The organism is Sulfitobacter sp. SK011, from assembly GCF_003352065.1.
Lineage (GTDB): Bacteria > Pseudomonadota > Alphaproteobacteria > Rhodobacterales > Rhodobacteraceae > Sulfitobacter.
The window spans coordinates 658125-679107 of sequence record NZ_CP025803.1 but is presented as its reverse complement, the minus strand read 5'-3'; the positions used below and the strand labels follow the sequence as shown (position 1 = coordinate 679107).

The 20983-nt window shown below is 54.3% G+C and carries 15 protein-coding genes; 5 read left to right on the top strand and 10 right to left on the bottom strand.

What is annotated here, in order from left to right; genetic code table 11:
• Window positions 1-14: 14 nt before the first annotated feature.
• Window positions 15-2588, bottom strand: coding sequence for a DUF3131 domain-containing protein (locus C1J02_RS03175; RefSeq protein WP_114877120.1), 2574 nt, complete (start codon window positions 2586-2588; stop codon window positions 15-17).
• Window positions 2585-5848, bottom strand: a complete 3264-nt coding sequence (locus C1J02_RS03170) for a glycosyltransferase (RefSeq protein ID WP_114877119.1) — start codon at window positions 5846-5848, stop codon at window positions 2585-2587. Before C1J02_RS03170 ends, C1J02_RS03175 begins: the two co-directional genes overlap by 4 nt.
• A 900-nt stretch (window positions 5849-6748) precedes the next feature.
• Here C1J02_RS03170 and C1J02_RS03165 point away from each other — a divergent pair.
• A complete protein-coding gene (locus C1J02_RS03165) occupies window positions 6749-7282 on the top strand; it encodes a hypothetical protein (protein ID WP_254693191.1) in 534 nt (177 codons plus the stop codon).
• 29 nt (window positions 7283-7311) lie between these two features.
• Here C1J02_RS03165 and araD read toward each other — a convergent pair whose 3' ends face one another.
• The 7 genes from araD to iolD form a co-directional block, all read right to left on the bottom strand.
• Window positions 7312-9045, bottom strand: coding sequence for an L-arabinonate dehydratase (gene araD, locus C1J02_RS03160; protein ID WP_114880340.1), 1734 nt, complete (start codon window positions 9043-9045; stop codon window positions 7312-7314).
• 81 nt (window positions 9046-9126) lie between these two features.
• Window positions 9127-10113 carry an inositol 2-dehydrogenase gene (iolG, locus tag C1J02_RS03155; protein ID WP_114877118.1) on the bottom strand — a complete coding sequence of 329 codons (987 nt, stop codon included), beginning with the start codon at window positions 10111-10113 and terminating at the stop codon, window positions 9127-9129.
• Window positions 10114-10956 carry a class II fructose-bisphosphate aldolase gene (locus tag C1J02_RS03150; protein ID WP_114877117.1) on the bottom strand — a complete coding sequence of 281 codons (843 nt, stop codon included), beginning with the start codon at window positions 10954-10956 and terminating at the stop codon, window positions 10114-10116.
• The gene (locus C1J02_RS03145; RefSeq protein WP_114877116.1) at window positions 10953-11807 is read right to left on the bottom strand and encodes a 5-deoxy-glucuronate isomerase; all 855 of its coding nucleotides are present in this window, start codon (window positions 11805-11807) and stop codon (window positions 10953-10955) included. Before C1J02_RS03145 ends, C1J02_RS03150 begins: the two co-directional genes overlap by 4 nt.
• Before the next feature lie 10 nt (window positions 11808-11817).
• A complete protein-coding gene (gene iolC / locus C1J02_RS03140; RefSeq protein ID WP_114877115.1) occupies window positions 11818-12801 on the bottom strand; it encodes a 5-dehydro-2-deoxygluconokinase in 984 nt (327 codons plus the stop codon).
• Window positions 12798-13637 (bottom strand): phytanoyl-CoA dioxygenase family protein, encoded by an 840-nt coding sequence (locus C1J02_RS03135; protein ID WP_114877114.1) that lies wholly within the window; start codon window positions 13635-13637, stop codon window positions 12798-12800. The genes iolC and C1J02_RS03135 overlap by 4 nt, the downstream gene beginning before the upstream one ends.
• Entirely contained in the window at window positions 13637-15502 is a 1866-nt protein-coding gene (gene iolD, locus C1J02_RS03130) for a 3D-(3,5/4)-trihydroxycyclohexane-1,2-dione acylhydrolase (decyclizing) (protein ID WP_114880339.1), read from the bottom strand. Before iolD ends, C1J02_RS03135 begins: the two co-directional genes overlap by 1 nt.
• A 117-nt stretch (window positions 15503-15619) precedes the next feature.
• On the opposite strand from iolD, the gene C1J02_RS03125 reads away from it, so the two are divergent.
• The 3 genes from C1J02_RS03125 to C1J02_RS03115 are packed head-to-tail and all read left to right on the top strand — an operon-like array spanning window position 15620 to window position 18777.
• Window positions 15620-16717 carry a Gfo/Idh/MocA family protein gene (locus C1J02_RS03125; protein WP_114877113.1) on the top strand — a complete coding sequence of 366 codons (1098 nt, stop codon included), beginning with the start codon at window positions 15620-15622 and terminating at the stop codon, window positions 16715-16717.
• A gap of 20 nt (window positions 16718-16737) precedes the next feature.
• Entirely contained in the window at window positions 16738-17628 is an 891-nt protein-coding gene (locus tag C1J02_RS03120) for a TIM barrel protein (RefSeq protein ID WP_114880338.1), read from the top strand.
• A 12-nt stretch (window positions 17629-17640) separates the two neighbouring features.
• Entirely contained in the window at window positions 17641-18777 is a 1137-nt protein-coding gene (locus tag C1J02_RS03115; RefSeq protein WP_114877112.1) for a Gfo/Idh/MocA family protein, read from the top strand.
• Between the two features lies 1 nt (window position 18778).
• Here C1J02_RS03115 and C1J02_RS03110 read toward each other — a convergent pair whose 3' ends face one another.
• Complete coding sequence (locus tag C1J02_RS03110) at window positions 18779-19777, bottom strand: LacI family DNA-binding transcriptional regulator (protein WP_114877111.1); 999 nt, start codon at window positions 19775-19777, stop codon at window positions 18779-18781.
• A 187-nt stretch (window positions 19778-19964) separates the two neighbouring features.
• On the opposite strand from C1J02_RS03110, the gene C1J02_RS03105 reads away from it, so the two are divergent.
• Window positions 19965-20915 carry a sugar ABC transporter substrate-binding protein gene (locus C1J02_RS03105; protein ID WP_114877110.1) on the top strand — a complete coding sequence of 317 codons (951 nt, stop codon included), beginning with the start codon at window positions 19965-19967 and terminating at the stop codon, window positions 20913-20915.
• Window positions 20916-20983 lie beyond the last annotated feature (68 nt).

Sequence of the window (20983 nt, the reverse complement as noted above, 5' to 3'; positions counted from 1 at the left end):
GGCATACCGACGCGTTATAGCCCCTCAGCGGTTTTCAATATCCGCGCAATGGACTGCAGAATAATCGCGTTGGTGTTGATATCTGCATAGTTGGATGTCGCCTGCCCGGTGTTGCGGTAAATGCTTGAGCAAAAGCCAAAAGGCGTCTGTGCTTTGCTGCGGACATATTCAACCAAGGCATCGCAATAATCGTGATTTTTGTAGGCCGCCCACAAATACGCGCCTTTTGAGCTGACAACTGCGTTTTTCTCTCTGAATTCCGGCGACCGATGCGCTGCCAGTCCAGCAACCGTATCCGTTGCCCAAACTCTGCCCGGCGCATCAAATTGCAGTCCCTGATAGGTAAACCATGGTGGGCGATCAAGCGGTCCCTCTGAGACGGAGGTAAGTTGACCAGTTTGATCATATTCCTCAAGCTGGGCTGCAAAGAGAACGTCGGCCAGATATGACGACTCGGGCGACATGCCCAGCTCAATTGCTTCCAGCAACAATGGTTCGGCACCCATCGGACCAATATTGCCGGCCACCTCAAGCAATCGCATCCTGCCATCAGCCGCTGTGTTGCCCACGAACACCTCGTAAGGGGAAAGCGCCTCAATTCCCCATGTACGGAACGCCCAGGCCGCGTAATGCGCACAATGGGACCGAAAGGTGCTTTCCAGTTCTCCGCCCTGAACCGAATTGATGACCCCGTCTTTGATGATTTCGCGCAGGTCCCATTTCTTGACAATAGGGGCCGACTTATCCCGGGCCAAAGGATGGCTATCCAAATTGTAGAGCGCCGCCATTAACCGGCCTGCATCGCAGCCATCGAAATTTTTAGTGCCCCATTTGAACCGATCCGTCGCAATCCAGCCTTGCGGCAACAAGCGCCCCTGTGATCTGCGCCCGGCAATATTTGGCAGGATTTTCTTGATGGCTGCCTGAAATTGCTTAGACGTGATAAGGCCGATATCAACCGCAGCTATCAATGCGTTGATCTGGCTGCCGACATCCCACATGGTAACGGCCTCATGCAGGATCGGCTCACCCTCTGGGGAAGAGATTGTGGCGGGACACAGACCGGTCGTCCTGTTCGTCCATCGATCAAAATATCGCCACGCTGTTTTGGCGTCCTGCAAATACGCATCTATCGCTTTCGTGCTTAAAGTTCTTTGCCTTGGCTGGCCCGCGGCGGCATAGGCAACAGTGCGGCGAAAGTGCGAGATGTAAGCGCCTTTCGGCACAATGGCCCGCACATAATCCGGCAAAGACACAGAAGACGTTATTCCATCTTGGGACAAATTCAGCAGTGTGGACTTTATCATATTGCGTTGGGCGCGGGTGCGTAACGCAGCGTTCGACACCACGATCACAAAATCACCTGTCCCCAAATCAACTTTGCGCAAATCAGAGATACTGACGGGGTCATCTACCAAGAAGGCAGGGACTCTAAGTTGGCCCTGCGCGCCAAGTCCTGTGTTGCTTGGATCGTCCCAGTCTACCAATGCGACGCCTAGTCCATAAGTCTCAGGCATCGGCGCGGTCCTGGTAGGCCGAGCGACGGGCTCGGATACATCCAGACGCTGAAGCGGAAGATCAGGTCTGTCGGATATCGCAGGGCCTTGAACATCAATCCAGTAGGTTGCTTGCCCGTCTTTAGCAGCGTGCCCGATTGCCGGCGCGCCAAAGCTAGACGCAAGACCGGCCACTGCCAGTTCTTGGCGAAATCCCGCAAGAATTTCCTGATCCTCAGCGTTGGCGTTTTCACCTAGCACAAAGTGCAGCCCGATGTTGCGCCGGTATCCGTAAGCATCCCTGAATTGCAAATCTGAGCCGAGAATGGGCGTAGACCAATCCGCACCATCTGAGGATTGGACATCAAGCGCGAACTGCGCGGCCGCGGCCTCCAGATTGGCAATCGGCAAATTGGCGAAGTCTTTTGCCGACAGGTACAACACCTGTTCAACGCGATGCGGTTGCGCAGCACCCACGTCCCCCTTCGCACCCCCAAGTGTCACACGGCGGCCACCGATCATACGCAGAACGCCGTCGTCCCATGCTTCTGGTCGCACCTCTTCAGTTTCAGACGGGCGCATCAGCACATTGCGAAAACCACCTGCCCGTATGCCAGACGGAGCGAGCGGGTCATTCGCCATGTCACAGGCGATGGTGCGCAGATGCATGACATTTGCAATGCCTGCGCCGTCGCCCCAAATACTGGTGGCCAAATCAATCCGCGCCTGGTGGGCTGCGCGTGCCTGAAAGTAGGGGTTTAGAGTGGCCAGATCCTTTGCAACTGGCACAACCTCAAAAAGGCCCGGAAGCTTTTGAAGATGCGTGCGCAGCGCGCTTGCAACGAGACCTTGAGAATGGAGCCGGTCCGTCTTGTTCTTTGGCACCTCAATCAAACAGGTCAGCGGCACGCCAGCCTTGGCAAACGTATTAAGAACGATTGCCAATCGCTCTGCATCCGTGTCCGGGCCAACTCCGTCCATGACCAAAACCGTGTTTTGTGTCACTGATGTCGCGCCAATGGCCGCACCTGATGCAGTCATGAGGATCGGTGCGGCGCTGCCCCACTTCAGGAATGTGCGACGGGAAATCATGTCAGTCTTGAATGATCAAATTCGAAACCCAGTCGGTTCGCACGACCCCATTTCGCCAATGATCCAGTGGCCGCGCGCCAGAGCGCCCGGATGACGGAATAATACAGCAGCTGGCGATAGAATATTCGCTGCAAGGGGATCAGCCACATTAAACGACGATCTTCTCTGGGATCCATTCTAAAGGCGAGCGCCACAGTCAGAACTTCAAACATCGGTAACGCAAGATAGGCCAACAGCATTGAACCTGATGCTGATGCAGGGACGCCCTGTGTGGGTAGGCCTGAGCTGCTAAAAAAGTTGTAGATCAGGATGATCAGAAAAAGATCAGCCAGAGGTGCCAATAGCGGCATAAGGTATCCAAAGATGGCCAAATCGGGCAGCGAAATCAGGCCAAGTTTGCGGCCCTCAACCATTGCGCCACGATGTTTCCAACCGGCCTGCATCATCCCTAATGACCAGCGTAAACGCTGCGCCAGCAAACCTTTGACGGTGCTCGGGGTTTCGGTCGTCGCGATCGCCCTTTCTTCGTAGGCGACGCGGTAATCCGTTCGGATGATTGCCATGGTCATGTCAGCATCCTCGGTCAGTGTTTCGGTCGAGAATATGCCCGCCTCCATCAAGGCTGTGGTCCGCCATGCCCCGATTGCACCGGGCACGACTGTGATGGCGTTAAGGTATTCTTTCGCACGCCGCTCAATGCTCTGAGCTGTAATATATTCAAGCGCCTGAAGGCGCGTCAGGATATTGGTGCGATTGCCAACCACAACCCGTCCTGCAACGGCACCGATTGCAGGGTCTTTGAAATGCGCGGCCAAATATCCGACGGCCCGGCGGTGGATATGTGAATCAGCATCAATGCAGATCAACACGTCGCTGTCCGTTTCAAACAACGCCGCGTTTATCGCACTGGCCTTGCCCCTGTTTGGTTGCTTCAGAACTGTGATCAACGAGTGATCCGCAAATACCATCGCCGCCTCATAGGTGCCATCGGTTGACCCATCATCAATAATGATCACGTCAAAATCAGAATACTCTGTCGCCAGAACATTCTCGATGCATGCACCAATCACGTCCGCCTCGTTGAACGCGGGAATGACAATCGTGACAGATGGCGCATGGCCATTAGGTGGCAGGTGCCGCTGGCGCGCGGCAGTCAGGATCAAAAGGAACACCGACCGCAGCAAACCAATTGTCAGAACTGACCAAAAAATGATCTCAAGCAGGGACCAGCTGTTGCCAACTGCCTGAAAAGAGAGCTTTTGAAATGTTGAATTCAGGCCGCCCGTATCATGCAGCAGGCTTTGCGGTGAAGTCTCAAGAAAATCGGCGATGGATGTAAATACATAACCTTTGTCACGCAGTGTCTCGATCACCATTGGCAAGGCTTTGACCATGTGAGTTTGATCACCGCCACCATCATGCAAGAGAATAATGCCACCTGCATTTTCTTCTACTTCGGCAACAATTTTTCTAACCAAAAGTTCGGGGGCTTGTGGCACCCAGTCATCAGGCACGATATCCATGCCCGCGATCACATACCCCAACTTCTCCAGCGGCAATAACGACGCGACCTGCTTGGAAGATACAGGTCCTCCGCTGACCATGTATGGTTCCCGGTAGAGACGCATCTCCTTGCCCGTAATACCGTTAACCAATTGTTGGACTGAGTTGATTTCGATCGTTGCCCGTCCGGCAGAAATGTCACCCATGCGAGGATGGGAATAGGTATGCGATCCTAATTCATGCCCCTCTGCCAGAATGCGCTCGACCAATTCCGGAGATTTCAAAACATTATTGCCCAACACAAAAAATGTTGCTGGCGTGTCCGTACTTTTAAGGATGTCCAGTGTCTTGGGCGTAAAGGCTGGATCAGGTCCATCATCGAAAGTCAGCACAACCTTGTTTGCCTGCCCCTGTCCATAAAAGCGAACGACACTGGCCTGTGGCATTTTGGGATAGCTGAGCGACACTATTTGGTTGCTCTGTGGATCAACAGACACGTCACGTTGGCCGACGATTGGCATTGATATCGGCGATACAAACGGGCCATTTCCAATACGTTCAACGTAGTTGGAAAAGACGACGTTACTCAAGCTGTCGGCGGACAGTGGTTGTGATTTCCGCGCCTGATCCAGAACCGCCCAAATCCCCGGATCTTCGTATCCCAAACCCCACACTCCGATGGAGGCCACGTCGCGGTCAGTTAACAGCAACAGCTGGTTATGCATCGTCACCGCGTCCAGCATCCAAAGCCGGTGTTGAAATCCCTTGGCATCAACAAAGACGGCGCGCGCATTGCCGACGGTCGGTTCAAACTGTGGCGCTTTTTCGGCCTGCGCCAAGGCGGACATGGCTTTGGCGTAGGGAACGGTTTGCGGCTTTGGCGTGCCCGATACCCAATCGACCGTGAACGTGCCAAGTGCAATAACCAGCTTCTCTGGTGCGACCGTCGTCTGCAGCATTTCAACTTGACGTTCAAACCAGTCGGTCGCCGCGAGCGGTTGTGGTGCCGATCCTATCCAGGGTTCGGCAAATGCCTTGGCCACAATGATATCCGCAAAGCGATCTGCTATTCTGAATGAACGACGGTCGGCCGCCCACGGCATTATGATGCAGGTTCGAAGTCCCTGTTCTTTCAGGCTCCGTCCGACCTGTCTCAGCAGGGACGCAAACGCAGCCGTGCCTTGTTGGGACAAGTTGGTCACATCCAGACACGCGCCGACCACGTCGTTGGCAGGGTTCCACCGATCAAAGAAACGAGCCAGTGAAACATTGATTTCGGCCTGTCCTGGCGCAGTAAGATAAAGCTGCGCTGCGGTTTCCCCGAATGAGATCACCGGCAAAACCTCTATCTGACGGGGATGGCGCGCCGCATCTTCAAGCAATGTCGCCCGTGCCTCAGCGTTTGGGTCCTGCATTGCAAGCCCTTGAGGACCGCCGCCCAATTCGTACCATTCAGGGACAAGAACATCGATCGTATCACAACTTTGTTCAAGCGCATCGCCGCTCCAGGAATGCGTGCTGGGAACAAAGCCATATATTTGTTTTACGGGCGCGGCCGCGCCCATCTTTGCTTGCCCGTTGGTCGGCAGGCAGCGATATTCAGCGGCAGCTTGGCGATGGTATGTTTCGATTGCAGTTGTAAAACCATCAATTCTGCTTGGCGCATTTCGATCCTTTTCTGATCCGGTTTGGGTGAACTGTCCTTTTATGTGGACAAGATCATCTGGAAGAGCCGCTTCCAGTTCATGGGTCGACATGAGCCCCACTGAAAAAATTATCACCCATAAAAAAACGGCAACCAATAATGTTGCCCCGGAATACAGAATTCGCCCGCGCCGGCGATTGCTCGGATCGAAAAAAACTCGTTCAGACAAGCCGCGTTCGATCCTCGGATCGCGAAATGAATGTGACGATTTGTGCAAACTTCGCTCCGGAAGAACGTTAAATGAAACAGTGAATTTCTCACTGCTGTGGGCATGAATTCTCAGGTACGATTTGGGCGCACGGAGAATTCAAATGAAATTTTATAAAAATAGCCGACAATTAATCAGAAACAGCACCCCACTCAACAATTCACCAATCACCTAATTCCAGTGCGGCGCGCTCAGCGCAGTTTTGCAGAAATTGGATCCGCCCGGAATTAACAACTTTAACCGGATCCAGCAGCCTCACAAACGTCTGCTGACCCAAAGTAGCCCCCAATAATATATGATGATATCCATTGTCGTGTCACGGATTGCGTTGCGAATTCGCGCAATCTCAACCGACAGTAGAAAGGTCGTTCTGAAAAAGAACACGATCGTCTTTGAAAACCGATATTGGCGCTCTTACGATCACCTTCAACGTGACTTCTTTCAATAAAGACAATTACAAGTTGAGTGAATATTCCATTACCCTACCTGATTCTAAATTTTGCTCCTGTTGAATTTGGTTTTCTTGAGATTGCACTGACTCAAGTTGATTTTGAGGGGCTGCAAAATGGACTGACTTCTCGACCCACTTCAGTGCAACCGTAACAAACCGTCATATTTCTAACTGGTTTCCGCCCCCAGGTCTTAAGCATTCATCAACCATTTCTGTCCACCTTCGCATGATCGCTCGGCCTCTCACACGTGGCGGCCAGACACGCGGTTTGATTTGAAAAGGGGACAATCGAGATGGAGCTTGGTCAGTACTTTCGGATTTTAGCATGTGCTGCTTTTGCGGCATGTGGTGCCAACATAGCATCGGCGGAACAGCAGTTTAATGCATTTCTGACAGGGTACAGTTATTGGGACAACACACCCAGAGGATCAAGCCAGATCGCGCGCCCAGTGGTGCACCGTCAGGCCGGTGGTTCCGGTACATACCGCGATCCGGTCACGCTCGCCGTGGGACATGTCAAACATGGGGGGCGCAGCGTGATGGACTTCCCGGCAGGCACTCGGTTTTACATTCCCCGCCTGCAAAAGTATGCAATTGTCGAAGACTTATGCGGGGACGGCAACACACCACAATATGGTCCCTGTCACAGTGGATATAATGGTCATGTCTGGCTTGATATCTATGTGGATGGAAAAAATGCAGGTGGACAGGCGGCCAATCGGTGCATGCGCAGTCTGACGGGTATTCAAAGGGTGATTATCAATCCCGCTCCCGGCCGCCCTGTGTATCGTGGGCCAATCACCGAAAGTGGTTGCCGACTTTTCTAGCGGTCGAACCGGAAACGTCTACCAATCTGTCAATGGATGTCCGGTTCAGGAACAGGCGCACCAAATTCGGTACCCAGAAAATCGAAATCACAGCCCTTGTCAGCTTGTTCGATATGTTTGGAAAATATCCAGCCATAGCCCCTTTCATATTTTGGCTCGGGCGGCTGCCACCGTTCCCGCCGCTGGGTTAGTTCATCTTCTGAAAGTTCAACTTCCAAGCGGCGGTTTGGGACATCCAGCAAAATAATGTCTCCGGTTTCGACCAATGCCAAGGGTCCTCCGATAAACGCTTCCGGAGCGACATGAAGGATACAAGCGCCGTAGCTTGTGCCGCTCATCCGCGCATCTGACAGGCGGACCATATCGCGATGACCTTCATTCAACAACTTTTGTGGCATGGGGATCATGCCCCATTCCGGCATCCCCGGCCCCCCCTGTGGCCCCGCATTGCGCAGGATCAGCACGTGATCGGCTGTGATCTGGGCCTGCGGATCATTGATGATTTTGGATAATTCCGGATACGAGTTCGCCACAATCGCAGGGCCGCGGTGGGTCATGAATTTCGGGTCCATTGCAGCCGGTTTGATCACCGCACCATCGGGGGCAAGATTGCCTTTCAGAACCGCCAGTGATCCTTCATGATAGACCGGATTGGTCAGCGGCCGGATCACATCCTCGTTGTAATTTTTTGCATCCTTCAGGCCGTCGCCAAGGCTCTCTCCTGTTACCGTAAGCGTGGTCAAATCCAGCTTCGGCCCCAGTTCTTTCATCAGGGCAACAAGGCCACCCGCATAATAGAAATCTTCCATCAGGTATTGGTTGCCAGAGGGGCGTATGTTGGCGATCACCGGAGTTGTGCGGCCAATCGCATCCAGATCATCAAGGGTAAGGGCACTGCCGGCCCGTCGTGCCATGGCGATCAGGTGAATGATGGCGTTGGTCGAACATCCCGTTGCCATGGCCACCGTGACGGCATTGCGGGTGCTGGCCGGGGTCATGATTTTGTCAGGGGTCAGATCCTCCCAAACCATGTCAACGATCCGCCGCCCGCATGCAGCGCTCATGCGTTGATGGTTCGCATCTGCGGCTGGGATTGATGAAGCACCCGGCAGGCACAGACCCCACGCATCAGCAAGAGCGGTCATCGTGCTGGCAGTACCCATTGTCATGCAGTGGCCGTATGACCGCGCAATGCCACTTTCGACACCTTGCCATTCTGATTTGGATATATTGCCAGCGCGCCGCTCATCCCAATATTTCCATGCGTCGGCACCCGACCCCAATGTTCGCCCCGCATAATGTCCGCGCAACATCGGTCCGGCTGGAAGAAAGATGAACGGTAACCCCATCGACACCGCACCCATAATCAACGCAGGTGTGGATTTATCGCAGCCTCCCATCAAAACAGCACCGTCAACGGGATTAGACCGAAGAACTTCTTCCACCTCCATCGCGACCATGTTGCGATAAAGCATTGCAGTGGGTTTCAGCAGTTGCTCGCCCAGAGAATGCACCGGGATCTCCACAGGCATGCCGCCTGATTGTAAAATTCCCTTCTTCACAAACGCCACACGGTCTCGAAAATGCATGTGACAAGGTTGAAGGTCGGACCAGGTGTTCAATATCGCGATGATGGGTTTGCCTTCCCAATCCTCGGCAGATAACCCCATTTGCAAAGTGCGGGAACGATGCCCAAAGGACCGCAGGTCATCAGGTGCGTACCATCGGGCAGAACGAAGATCTTTGCTGTCTTTCAGGGCCATCTTGGTCAACCTCATTCTTCGGCAAATTGTATCATCGCGTCCGAGTTTGACCAAACTTCATGATGATCCATCTCCAAACCGTCAGACAGAAACGGGTTGCCCTTTTTCAAGCGAAAGTGCTGCGGCATCTGCCAGCAATTGCGCCTTGAGCCCATCCTCGATCGACGGTTTTGGCGCTTCACCCTTGCTCACTGTCTCAACGAAATGACTAATTTCAGCCAGATACGCCGCCTCGTACCGTTCGAGGAAAAAGTGTTGTGCGGGTGCCCGGATAAATCCGGTCGCCGTGGCCTGCTCTACTGTGTTTTCCAGTATGTTATCGGCGCGCAACATGCCCTTTGCACCGTGCACTTCGATCCGCTGGTCGTAGCCATAGGTGGCCCGGCGTGAATTGGATATCTGGCAGATTTTTCCACCCGCTGTGGTTAATGTCACTGCCGCAGTATCGACATCCCCGGCCGCGCCAATTTCAGGATCGACCAAGGCCGATCCGACGGCATAGACGCTGATCGGCTCCTCACCCAAAAGGAAACGCGCCATGTCGAAATCATGGATCATCATGTCGCGGAATATCCCGCCAGAGCTTTTGATATACGAGATCGGTGGTGGGTTCGGGTCTCTGGATTGGATGGTCACAATCTCGACCGCGCCAATGGCACCTTCGGCAATGCGTGCCTGGACATTGGCAAAGTTCGGATCGAAGCGTCGGTTGAACGCAGTCATGAACGCCACGCCACTGGTGCGCACAACGTCTATACAATCGCGAATGCGCGCAGCAGACAGATCTACCGGTTTTTCGCAAAAAATCGCCTTGCCAGCTTTTGCAGCCGCGTGAATCAGATCGTAATGTGTGTCGGTCGGTGTGCAGAGGATGACCGCGTCAATATCCTTGGATTCGATAATCGCCTGAGCGTCACGCACTTCGGCACCCGTTTGTTCAGCGAGTGATTGCGCGGCCTCAGGGAATGCATCTGCAACAGCGACGAGTGAAGCATCGCGCAGCCGCATGAAGGAGCGGGCATGGACCTGCCCAATTCGGCCACACCCCAATATTCCGATCCGCATCATTCATGCCCCTTTTTGATGATGGCCGAAGGCAGATAGAACAGTTCTTGCTGCCCTCACCATCGGTTCATGGGTTTCTTTCAATATCGCAACGCGGTCAAACCGCCCCGGATCACTGTTAACAGCGTGGCGCAAAGCATCCCCAAACGCCATTCTTAGTTCTGTACCGATGTTGAACTTGCAAATCTTCGACCCCGTTGCCAGCGCCCTGCGCTGTGAGACAGGCACGCCAGAGCCGCCGTGAATGACAAGCGGGACATCTGTCAGCGCTTCAATTTCCGCGATGCGTGCCACATCCAAACCGCCTTGTTTATCTTGTTGCAGATGCACGTTGCCTACCGAGATCGCCATTGCATCCACACCGGTCTCACGTGCAAATTGCGCGGCTTCTTTTGCATCAGTTCCCGCCGAACTTTCGCCTTCGGCGTAGCCAACAAAACCAATCTCACCTTCGCAAGAGATGCCAGCATCATGGGCCAGCCTTGCTATCGCAGCAGTTTCGTCAATGTTCTGGGCCAACGGCTTGCGCGAACCATCGTACATCAAGGACGTAAATCCGGCGTCCAATGCGGCGCGGCATTCTTCGACGGAATAGCCGTGATCCAGATGCGCCACGACCGGGACACTGGCCGTTTCCGCCAGATGGCGAAACATCTTGCCCAGAATCGGCAAGGGTGTATGGACCCGGCAGGATGGCCCGGCCTGAAGTATCACGGGGCACCCTTCGGCCTCAGCTGCTGCAACAAAGGCGCGCATGTCTTCCCAGCCCAATGTCACCAGACCGGCGACCGCATAGTTGCCTTTCAAGGCGGGCTGAAGAACCTCGGCAAGTGTGGCAAGTGTCATTTGAACTTGGCCACCATGTCTTTGATGCCGGGGATCGTTTCAACCTGATAGGCATGCGTTGGCTGGAAAAACTGGACCAGCGACCGCTGCGATAGCCCGCCAAGGATAGTGAAATAATACATCTCATATCCCGGCATGACGGCGCAGGGGTGATAGCCGTTGTCGATACAGATCGTGGAACGGTCCATCAGTTGATAGGCGTCGCCAGGTTTGCCCTCTTCACGTTGAAGAATTTGCACGCCTGCCCCATGATTTGGGCGAAACCGAAAATTATAGGTTTCGTCATGGCGCGTTTCGATGATGTTGCCGTTTTCGTCTGTGCGGTCCGTGTCATGCTTGTGTGCAGGAAAACCCGACCAGCCACCCTGGCCGACCGTGTACAGTTCCGACACCAGCAACCGCCCCACTTTGCCATGCTGCTTTTGACCGAGGATATGTTTGATCTTGCGATGTGTTTTGGTGTCATCGCTGCCATATTGGACCTTGTCCAACTCGGCCACGCGCACGTCAAAGGGATCGAGCACTTTGTCATATTTTGCACCCGCGACAAACGTCTCTGTATCCTTGGTGGCGACGATCGTGACCTTGGCACCTACGGGGGCATAAACGCCTTCGGGTTCACCGTCCCAGACATCGCTGCCCCGGTTGCCAAGGGCGGCAAACGAGACCCCTTCAACAGACACATCTACCGTCCCGGTCGCCGGCACGATGCAGGTTTCATACCCCGGGACCTGATATTCAAAGGCCTCGCCCGCTTTTAATCTGACAATATTGAAGTAGTTGAGCGGGACCGTAGGGTTATTGGCATCAACGATGGCTTTGTTCTTGTTGTCGTGCGGCGCAATATGCATGGATTTTCCTTTAGGCAACGTCAGTTGGGCCGGGATGATCGGCAAGAAAGGTGTCGAGTTCGATCGGGTATGGCATCGCAGGCGCGCAGCCAGGCTTGGCCACAACAATGGCCGCGCAAGCAGAGCCGCGTAGGACGGCGGATTTCATCCCATCACCGGCAGCCAGGCTTGTCAGGAAACCAGCCATGAAACTGTCGCCGGCACCTGTGGGTTTCAAAGCATCGACCGGGTAAATGCCGGTGCGCAGTTCCTGACTACCCGAGAATGTCACAGCGCCTTTTTCGCCCATTTTGTAAACCACGATCCGCCCACCGGAGGTCGCCAATTGACGGGCTCTGGCCAAGCCATTTTCGATACCGCCAGCCATAAATCCAAATTCCTCATCATTGCCGACGATCACGTCCGACAAATCCCCCGCCTTTGAAAGAACCTCTTGTGCGACTTGAACTGAGGGCCAGCTGTACGGCCGATAATCAACGTCAAAAATAATTGGCAGTCCCGCAGCCCGGGCCAGTTCGAACGCGCGAAAAGCCGCAGTCCGGGAAGGCTCTGCCGCGAAAACGGTGCCTGCTGTGACCAACGCGCCAAATTGGCTGTAATCCACTGCCTCGACATCCGCCTCTGTCATTTCAAAGTCTGCAGCACCGTTTCGGTAAATTACCGACTGGTGATCCTTAATCCGGCTTTCATAAAGCGCCAGCGAATTGCGGGCCTCGCCACCTACGGATTTCACGTAGCTGGTATCGACGCCATAGTGGCGCAATTTATTGATGCAAAATCGCCCCACGGCGTCATCTGATACGCACGTCACCAGCGATGCAGTACCGCCCAGCTTGACGATGCCAGCAGCAATGTTCGCAGATGACCCGCCCATGTCGGCAATAAAACTGTCGGCGTGTTCTGTCGCAACGCCGGGTGCTGGAAACAAATCCATTCCCACGCGCCCTACCACAACAAATGCGTTGCGCTTGATACCTGACATCACATCGGTCATTTGCGTCCTTCGGTGTTGCCAGCCTTGGCCGCGTCCAGAACTTCTGGATAGGGATAGTTGAGGCCCATCAGCTGTCGGATATCGTCGCTGGCACCATCGACGAACGACTGCGGCAGGGCACCGGGAATATCTTCCATCGGTTTGACCCACTTGGGCAGATATTGAATCAGGATCGCGCTGCGGTCGTGATCAGAATTGTTGGGCATCGCGCAATGCCAGGTCACGCCGTAAAACAGTGCCACATCTCCCGGCTCACCCGTCATCTGGGCGCAATTGTCGTAAAACTTGTCCTCTGGCGTAGGGTAACGCAGCATTTTCTGACTGCCGGGATAGTATCCAGTAGCACCGCTTTCGGCGGTGAAAGGATCAAGGATTATGGAAACCTGCGCATTCATCGGAAACGATCCGTTAAAACCAACGGGGTGCGTTTCAGGTTTGTGAAAGTCCCAATAGGGATAGTCCACATGCGGCTCCTGCCCCGGCCCACCTGGCAATATCCGGTTCGCAGCAATCGAGCCCATGATGAATTCGGTCCCTAGAAATTTGCGTAAAATGTCCATCAGAACGGGATGGGCTGCCATCTGCGAAAACACCTCGCCCTTGGCCAGCAGGTTCCAGACACGGCGTTGCAGGCTAATTTTGCCTTCCTGCTCAGCGGCACCTTGGAAGTGGGTCACTTTCTCTGCGTTCTGTTCGGAATGTACCATGACAATGGCGCGGGCTTCGGCGATTTGCTCGGGCGTAAACAATCCAGAGATTTTGACAGCCCCGCCACCATTCAGCAACTCATCAACGATGACATCAGGATTTGCTGTCTTTGCTGTGAAACTCTTCATCAAACGCCCTTTCGTTGTTTGCTGCGTGATGCTTCAATCTCTTTGTGTTTTTCGGTGACATTGTGATTGTCAGACAGATGCGGCGTGCCGACTTCCCACCATGTGTGGCCTTGGCTCGTCCACCCCTCGTAGGCGTCAACTTTCATGACGATAACGCTGGTTTTATCGGCGGCCTTGGCACGTTTGAAAGCCTCTCCAAATTCGACCGGATTTGCGACAGTTTCGGCGTGCGCACCCATCGACGCCGCGTGCGCCTCAAAATCGACGGCAAAGGCATCGGGTACCGTCGGACAATCCGCGATCAGGTTGTTAAAGCTCTCATTGCCAGTGTTGTTTTGCAGCTTGTTGATCACGGCAAATCCACCATTGTCGAGCACACAGATGATCAGCTTGCGCCGCGTCAGGACAGATGAATAAATGTCTGAATTCATCAGCAGATATGAACCGTCGCCTGTGAACACGATTGTATCCTTGCCGGGTTCACGTTCAAATTGGGCAATGCGCGCACCCCATCCACCGGCAATTTCATATCCCATGCAGGAAAAGCCAAATTCGACGTCGACAGTACCGATGTCCTTGGTTTGCCAATGTGCTGTGACTTCGGCGGGCAGGCCACCAGCGGCGGCCACGACACGGTCACGCGGATCACACAAGTCGTTCGCCACGCGGATCGCTTGGGCATATGAATTGGGTCCATTGCCCGGTGCGGTGACCTTGTCAGTGTAGGCAACCCATTTGGCCCGCGCCTCTTGGGCAAATCCGGTCCAGTCGGTCGGCGTTTTGTAGCCGCTCAGCGCCTTGCCCAGCGCCACCAGCCCAAGTTTGGCATCCCCCACAACCGGCAGCGATAAATGCTTCATCGCATCATGCCGCCCGACGTTTAGCCCAATGATCCGTGCATCTTTGGCAAAGGCTGTCCATGACCCGGTCGTGAAATCCTGGAGCCGCGTGCCGACTGCCAGAATCACATCCGCTTTTTCGGCCACAGCATTCGCGCTGTCTGACCCGGTGACGCCCACAGGGCCGATGTTGAGCGCGTGGTTTTGAGTAAGGTTCGCACGGCCCGCGATCGTTTCAACCACGGGAATGTCATGTGCCTCTGCAAAGGCTGTCAATTCCGCAACCGCCCCGGAATACTGAACACCGCCGCCTGCAATAAGAATCGGGCGCTTTGCACCAGCCAACAGTTTCGCCGCATCTGCGACCTCTGATGCATCCGCCGCTTGGCGTCTGATCCGATGCACACGCTTTGCAAAGAAACTTTCGGGATAATCATAGGTCCATCCCTGCACATCCTGCGGCAATCCAATAAAGGCAGGGCCGCAATCGGCAGGGTCCAGCATCGTTGCCAGTGCAGCGGGCAGCGATTGAAGGATTTGCGCGGGATGGGTGATGCGATCCCAAAAGCGGCTCACCGATCTAAAGGCGTCGTTCACCCCCAGCGTCGGATTCCCAAAATGCTCAAGCTGTTGCAGCACGGGATCAGGCAACCGCGTCAGAAACGTATCGCCGCACAACATCAGCATCGGCAGACGGTTGGCGTGCGCAAGTGCCGCTGCGGTCAAAAGGTTCGCTGTGCCGGGCCCTGCGCTGGAAGTGCAAAACATAAACCGCTGGCGCAACCATTGCTTGGCATAGCCTGCAGCGGCAAATCCCATGCTCTGTTCATTCTGACCCCGATAAAGCGGCAGCGCATCGCGGGCATCATAAAGCGCCTCACCCAGACAGGTGACATTGCCGTGGCCAAAAATGCCAAATCCACCACCGCAGACGCGCCACTCTTGGTCATCCACCTCGATATACTGGTTCGCCAGGAACCGGATGATCGCCTGTGCGGTCGTCAGTTGAATTGTGCTGTCGGTCATTGCTGATGAAATCCCATTTTTGGCCACCTTGAGCGATTGCAGCTTGCGTGTTTTCGAATCTGACGATACTTATTTTGCAACCGGTTGCAAACCCAAATTCATGGAAAGCGCAGTGCAATGACTGAAATAGGCATTGGTATTATTGGCGGCGGCTATATGGGCAAGGCCCACGCCGTTGCTATGTCAGCGGTCGGACCGATATTTGACACAACGCTGCGTCCCCGTCTTGAAATGGTCTGTGCCCGCAGCGCCAAAAGTGCTGAGACATATCGTAAGGCCTTTGGCTTTGCCCGCGCAACAGACAATTGGGAAACGCTTGTTGCCGACCCAAAGGTCGAGGCGATCATCATTGCATCCCCGCAAGAAACCCATCGCGCAATAGCAGAAGCCGCGTTCGCCTTAAACAAGCCGGTGTTTTGCGAAAAACCCCTTGGCGCATCTCTTGTCGACAGCAGGGCCATGGTGAAAGCCGCCGCTGGTCAGATCAGCATGACGGGTTTCAATTACATCCGAACGCCTGCCAGCCAATTTGCGCGGCAGCTGATTTCCGATGGCGCGATTGGCGACGTTACGTGGTTTCGCGGAGAACATACCGAAGATTTTCTGGCAGATCCCCAATCGCCTGCCAACTGGCGCACCGATGGGGATGCAAATGGCACAATGGGCGATCTGGCACCGCATATGGTGAACGGAGCGCTGGCGCTGATCGGACCGATAATGTCGGTGATTGCCGAAGTTGAAACGGTACATGACAAGCGACCGGGCGGCAACGTGACCAACGACGACCACGGTCAGATGATGTGCCGATTTCAAAACGGTGCCATGGGACAAATGTATTTTAGCCGGATCAGTCATGGCCGCAAAATGGGCTATGCCTACGAAATAACCGGGACCAAAGGTGCCATTCGATTTGATCAGGAAGATCAAAACGCACTTTGGCTCTATTCGATGGACGAGCCTGAAAAAACCCGTGGTTTTCGCAAGATCCTGACCGGCCCCGCGCACCCGGACTATGAGGCATTCTGCCAAGGCCCCGGGCATGGCACAGGGTATCAAGACCAGATCACCATCGAAGCGCGGGATTTTCTGCACGCGATTGAAACCAAAATCCCAGTTTGGCCAACATTTCAGGATGGCATGGAAGTGAACCAAGTTATTGCTGCTGCAATGGCGTCGTCCCGTAGCAAAACATGGATCGACGTGGCAAGCGTCTAACCTTTTCGAAAGGCATCAAAATGACAATCAGAATAGGCAATGCCCCTTGTTCTTGGGGCATCGAATTTCCCAGCGACCCTTCATATCCAACCTGGCAGTCCGTTTTGGATCAATGTGCAACTGCCGGATATACCGGGATTGAATTGGGGCCGATTGGCTATATGCCCGAGGACCCCACTGTGTTGGCCCCCGAGCTGAACGCACGCGGTTTGGAAATCATCGGTGGCGTTGTCTTTCGCGCCTTTCATGATCCGGCAAAGTGGGATGATGTGCTGGACGCTTCTGTGCGCACTTGTAAAGCGTTGTCTGCCCACGGCGCGCAGCATCTTGTCTTAATCGACAGCATTTCGCCACGCCGCGCTCCTACGGCCGGCCGTGCGCACGAGGCCGAACAGATGGACAAAGCCGAATGGACCGCATTCCGGGATCGCATTGCCACCATCGCCAGACTCGGGACCGACGAATATGGGCTGACTGTTGGCATTCACGCACATGCGGCGGGCTTTATGGACTTTGAACCTGAGCTTGAAAGGCTGCTTGATGAAGTTGACGACAGCATTCTGAAAATCTGCTTTGACACCGGCCACCATTCTTATGCGGGCTATGATCCCGTCGCATTCATGGATCGGCACATGGACCGCATTTCGTACATGCACTTCAAAGATATCGACCCGGCTATCAAGGCGAATGTGGTGGAAAACCGCACCGATTTTTATACGGCCTGCGGTCAGGGTATTTTCTGCAAACTCGGTCAGGGCGATGTGGATTTCCCGGCCGTGCGTCAACGTCTGCTGGATGCGAATTTTGAAGGATGGTGTACCGTCGAGCAAGACTGCGACCCGGCGCTGCCCGGCACTCCTTTAGAAGATGCGCGGGCAAACCGCGAATATCTTCAGTCAATTGGTTTCTAAGGATAAATTCATATGAAAAAGCTGAAATGGGGTATGATCGGAGGCGGCGAAGGCAGCCAGATTGGACCTGCCCACAGGTTGGGTGCGCAGGCCGATGGGCGGTTCGAATTTGTGGCAGGCGCGCTTGACCATCGCGCGGATGCGGGGCGGGCCTATGCCACGCGTTTGGGCATCGATCCTGATCGTGCCTATGGCGACTGGCGCGAGATGCTGGCAGGGGAAAAGAACCGTGCCGATCGTGTTGACCTTGTTACCGTGGCAACACCGAATGCCACCCATTTCGAAATCACCAAGGCCTTCTTGGAGGCAGGTTTCAACGTTTTGTGTGAAAAACCCATGACGATGACGGTCGAACAAGGTGAAGAGATCGTGCGTGTTGCAAAATCCACCGGAAAGGTCTGTTCGGTAAATTATTGCTATTCCGCCTATCCGATGGTGCGTCAGGCCCGCGCGATGGTGCGGGCCGGGGAACTGGGGAAAATCCGGCTGGTTGTCACAAACTTCAGCCATGGCCATCATGGCGATGCAACGGACGCGGACAACCCGCGTGTACGCTGGCGGTATGATCCGGCAATGGCGGGCGTGTCCGGGCAATTCGCAGACTGCGGCATCCACGCGATGCACATGGCAAGCTTTGTCTGCGATGACGAGGTCGAAAAACTATCCGCTGATTTTGCGTCCACCATCCCCTCACGTGAGTTGGAAGATGACGCAATGGTCAACTTCCGTATGACCGGAGGTACAGTTGGTCGCCTGTGGACATCCTCAGTCGCGATTGGCCGCCAGCATGGGTTTGATATCCAGGTTTTCGGGGAAACTGGCGGACTGCGTTGGGCGTCTGAGCAGCCCAATCAACTGATCTATACACCTGTGGGCGGACGTACGCAGATCATCGAAAAGGGCGAAGCCGGGCTGCATGAAGATGCGCAGCGCCTGTCGCGCGTTTCGATTGCGCATCCAGAAGGTTTCCCATTGGCAGTCGCAAACATCTACTGCGATCTGGCAGATGCAATTTCGGGCGAGGTGCGAGATAGCCTGCCAAGTGCCGCTGATGGTGTCAGATCTATGGGCGCAGTTTATGCCGCTGTGGCGTCGGCGCAGCAAAATGGCGATTGGTTGGATGCCAGACCACCGATGTTTCGGACATAACCTAAGGGCGGGGCCGCAATGTGTTCCGCTCTATCACCCGACACGGAAAAAGCCGTGCTTCGGGATAGCGGTCGGGCTCGTCCAACATCGCTGCCATCAATTCAACCGAAGAGTTGATGATCTGTTTGATTGGTTGATGAATGGTCGTCAGCGAGATGTTTTCCCAACTCGACATTTCCATATCGTTCAAGCCAATCAGCCCAACATCCCTAGGCACGCTCAAACCGAGGTCTTTGACCGCGCTCAGAGATCCAATGGACAGAACATCGTCACCGCAAAAATAGGCCTCGGCTAATGTGCCCTTTGCCAGGCGCATCATTTCGGCCCGTCCCGCCTGGAACGAATACTGTGTGGCAAACGAAAAACTGACATTGATATCTGGATGTTTTGAAACTTCCTCGAGAAAACCTTTGAGGCGATCCTGTGTCGAGGTCGCCTCTTCTGGCCCGCCCAGAAACGCGATGTTCTTGTATGCGCGGTCAATCAATTCGCGCGCGGCCATACGCCCCGCTTCGGCGTTATCAATCCCCACCACATGCACTTCGGGACTGCTGGAATATCGACCAAATGTATTGACGACAGGGATTCGCTTGTCTCGAAACGCTTTGGAAAATGCAGGTGGTAAGGTTGAGGACGCCACGACAACACCATCAACCGAGTATTGGCGCAGCATCTGGACCGATTGTTCGGGATCGGTTTCGTTGCTGAGGTTGACCAGCAACGGGCGAAGTCCCCGGTCCTGAAGCCCTCGTGTAAAGAGGTCAAACACTTCCAAAAAGATAGGATTGTGAAAGTTATTGCTGACCAAACCGATCAACTTGGTACGGCGTGTCGTCAGGCTGCGTGCGAGGAAATTTGGGCTGTAACCCAATTCATTCGCAGCTTTTTCCACTTTTCGACGCATCTTGTCGGACACCGACGCGCCATCCGTAAAAGTACGTGAAACAGCCGAGGTAGAAACCCCAGCTTTTAATGCCACATCCTTTAACGTTGCTGACATGCGGTCGTCCTGTCCGTCAGTGTTACCCGGGGCTTGATTACAGTCTTATCCATGAGGTTGCAGTAAAATTCCATTCGATTCCTTTTGCAACCGGTTGCAAAAAATTCGAATCCATGGTTCCCTCCTGCCCAGAGACAGCTCAAGCCTGCTCTGTAAACAGCAAGTTTGCTTTTGGGAGGAAGAAAATATGAAATCTATTTTGAAGAAATTGATGCTGACAGCGGCGGTGGTATTGTCACCACTTATGGCCTCTGCAGATGGCCATGGCGATGACCTGAAATATGTTCTGGTCAGTCACGCCCCTGACAGCGACAGCTGGTGGAACACGATTAAGAACGGCATCGCACTTGCCGGAGAACAGATGGGCGTAACTGTAGAATATCGCAATCCGCCGACAGGTGATCTGGCAGATATGGCGCGCATCATCGAACAGGCCGCAGCGTCTAATCCGAATGGGATCATCACAACGCTGGCGGACTTTGACGTCTTGTCCGGCCCGATCAAATCTGCTGTCGACCAAGGCATCAATGTGATCATCATGAATTCCGGCACACCAGAGCAAACGCGCGAAGTTGGCGCTTTGATGTTTGTTGGTCAGCCCGAATATGACGCCGGCTTTGCTGCGGGTCTGCGCGCCAAGGGCGATGGCATTGGGTCTTTTGTTTGCGTCAACCATGTGATTTCGAACACGGTCGTCGCCGAACGCTGCCGTGGCTTTGCGGATGGTCTGGGGATTGAACTGGGGTCATCCATGATCGATTCCGGCCAGGACCCTGCCGAGATCAAAAACCGTGTGATCGCTTATCTGACGGCGAACCCCGAAACGGATGCGATTTTGACGCTTGGTCCAACTTCTGCTGATCCGACCATTCTGGCGGTCAAAGAAATGGGCATCGCGGGCGACATCTATTTCGGGACATTTGACCTGGGCACAGAGATCGTGAACGGGATCAAAGATGGCACAATCAAGTGGGGAATTGACCAACAGCCGTTCCTGCAGGCCTACCTGCCGGTTGTCGTCCTGACCAACTATGACCGGTATGGGGTTCTGCCCGGCAACAACATCAACTCTGGCCCGGGCTTCGTGACAGCTGATGGTCTGGAAATGGTTGAAAAGTTTGCAGGCGAATTCCGCTAAAGCGATCTGAATCCGGGCGGCCCTGATGAACCATCAAGGCCGCCCTTTTTTCGAAATCACATCCGAAT

Coding starts and splice junctions, on each gene's coding strand:
- iolC (WP_114877115.1), bottom strand. CDS start 12,801: ATGACCGATGTGATGTCAGGTATCAAGCGCAACGCATTTGTTGTGGTA.
- C1J02_RS03175 (WP_114877120.1), bottom strand. CDS start 2,588: ATGATTTCCCGTCGCACATTCCTGAAGTGGGGCAGCGCCGCACCGATC.
- C1J02_RS03105 (WP_114877110.1), top strand. CDS start 19,965: ATGAAATCTATTTTGAAGAAATTGATGCTGACAGCGGCGGTGGTATTG.
- C1J02_RS03170 (WP_114877119.1), bottom strand. CDS start 5,848: ATGTCGACCCATGAACTGGAAGCGGCTCTTCCAGATGATCTTGTCCAC.
- iolG (WP_114877118.1), bottom strand. CDS start 10,113: ATGATGCGGATCGGAATATTGGGGTGTGGCCGAATTGGGCAGGTCCAT.
- C1J02_RS03135 (WP_114877114.1), bottom strand. CDS start 13,637: ATGAAGAGTTTCACAGCAAAGACAGCAAATCCTGATGTCATCGTTGAT.
- C1J02_RS03110 (WP_114877111.1), bottom strand. CDS start 19,777: ATGTCAGCAACGTTAAAGGATGTGGCATTAAAAGCTGGGGTTTCTACC.
- iolD (WP_114880339.1), bottom strand. CDS start 15,502: ATGACCGACAGCACAATTCAACTGACGACCGCACAGGCGATCATCCGG.
- C1J02_RS03120 (WP_114880338.1), top strand. CDS start 16,738: ATGACAATCAGAATAGGCAATGCCCCTTGTTCTTGGGGCATCGAATTT.
- C1J02_RS03115 (WP_114877112.1), top strand. CDS start 17,641: ATGAAAAAGCTGAAATGGGGTATGATCGGAGGCGGCGAAGGCAGCCAG.
- C1J02_RS03150 (WP_114877117.1), bottom strand. CDS start 10,956: ATGACACTTGCCACACTTGCCGAGGTTCTTCAGCCCGCCTTGAAAGGC.
- C1J02_RS03125 (WP_114877113.1), top strand. CDS start 15,620: ATGACTGAAATAGGCATTGGTATTATTGGCGGCGGCTATATGGGCAAG.
- C1J02_RS03165 (WP_254693191.1), top strand. CDS start 6,749: ATGGAGCTTGGTCAGTACTTTCGGATTTTAGCATGTGCTGCTTTTGCG.
- araD (WP_114880340.1), bottom strand. CDS start 9,045: ATGGCCCTGAAAGACAGCAAAGATCTTCGTTCTGCCCGATGGTACGCA.
- C1J02_RS03145 (WP_114877116.1), bottom strand. CDS start 11,807: ATGCATATTGCGCCGCACGACAACAAGAACAAAGCCATCGTTGATGCC.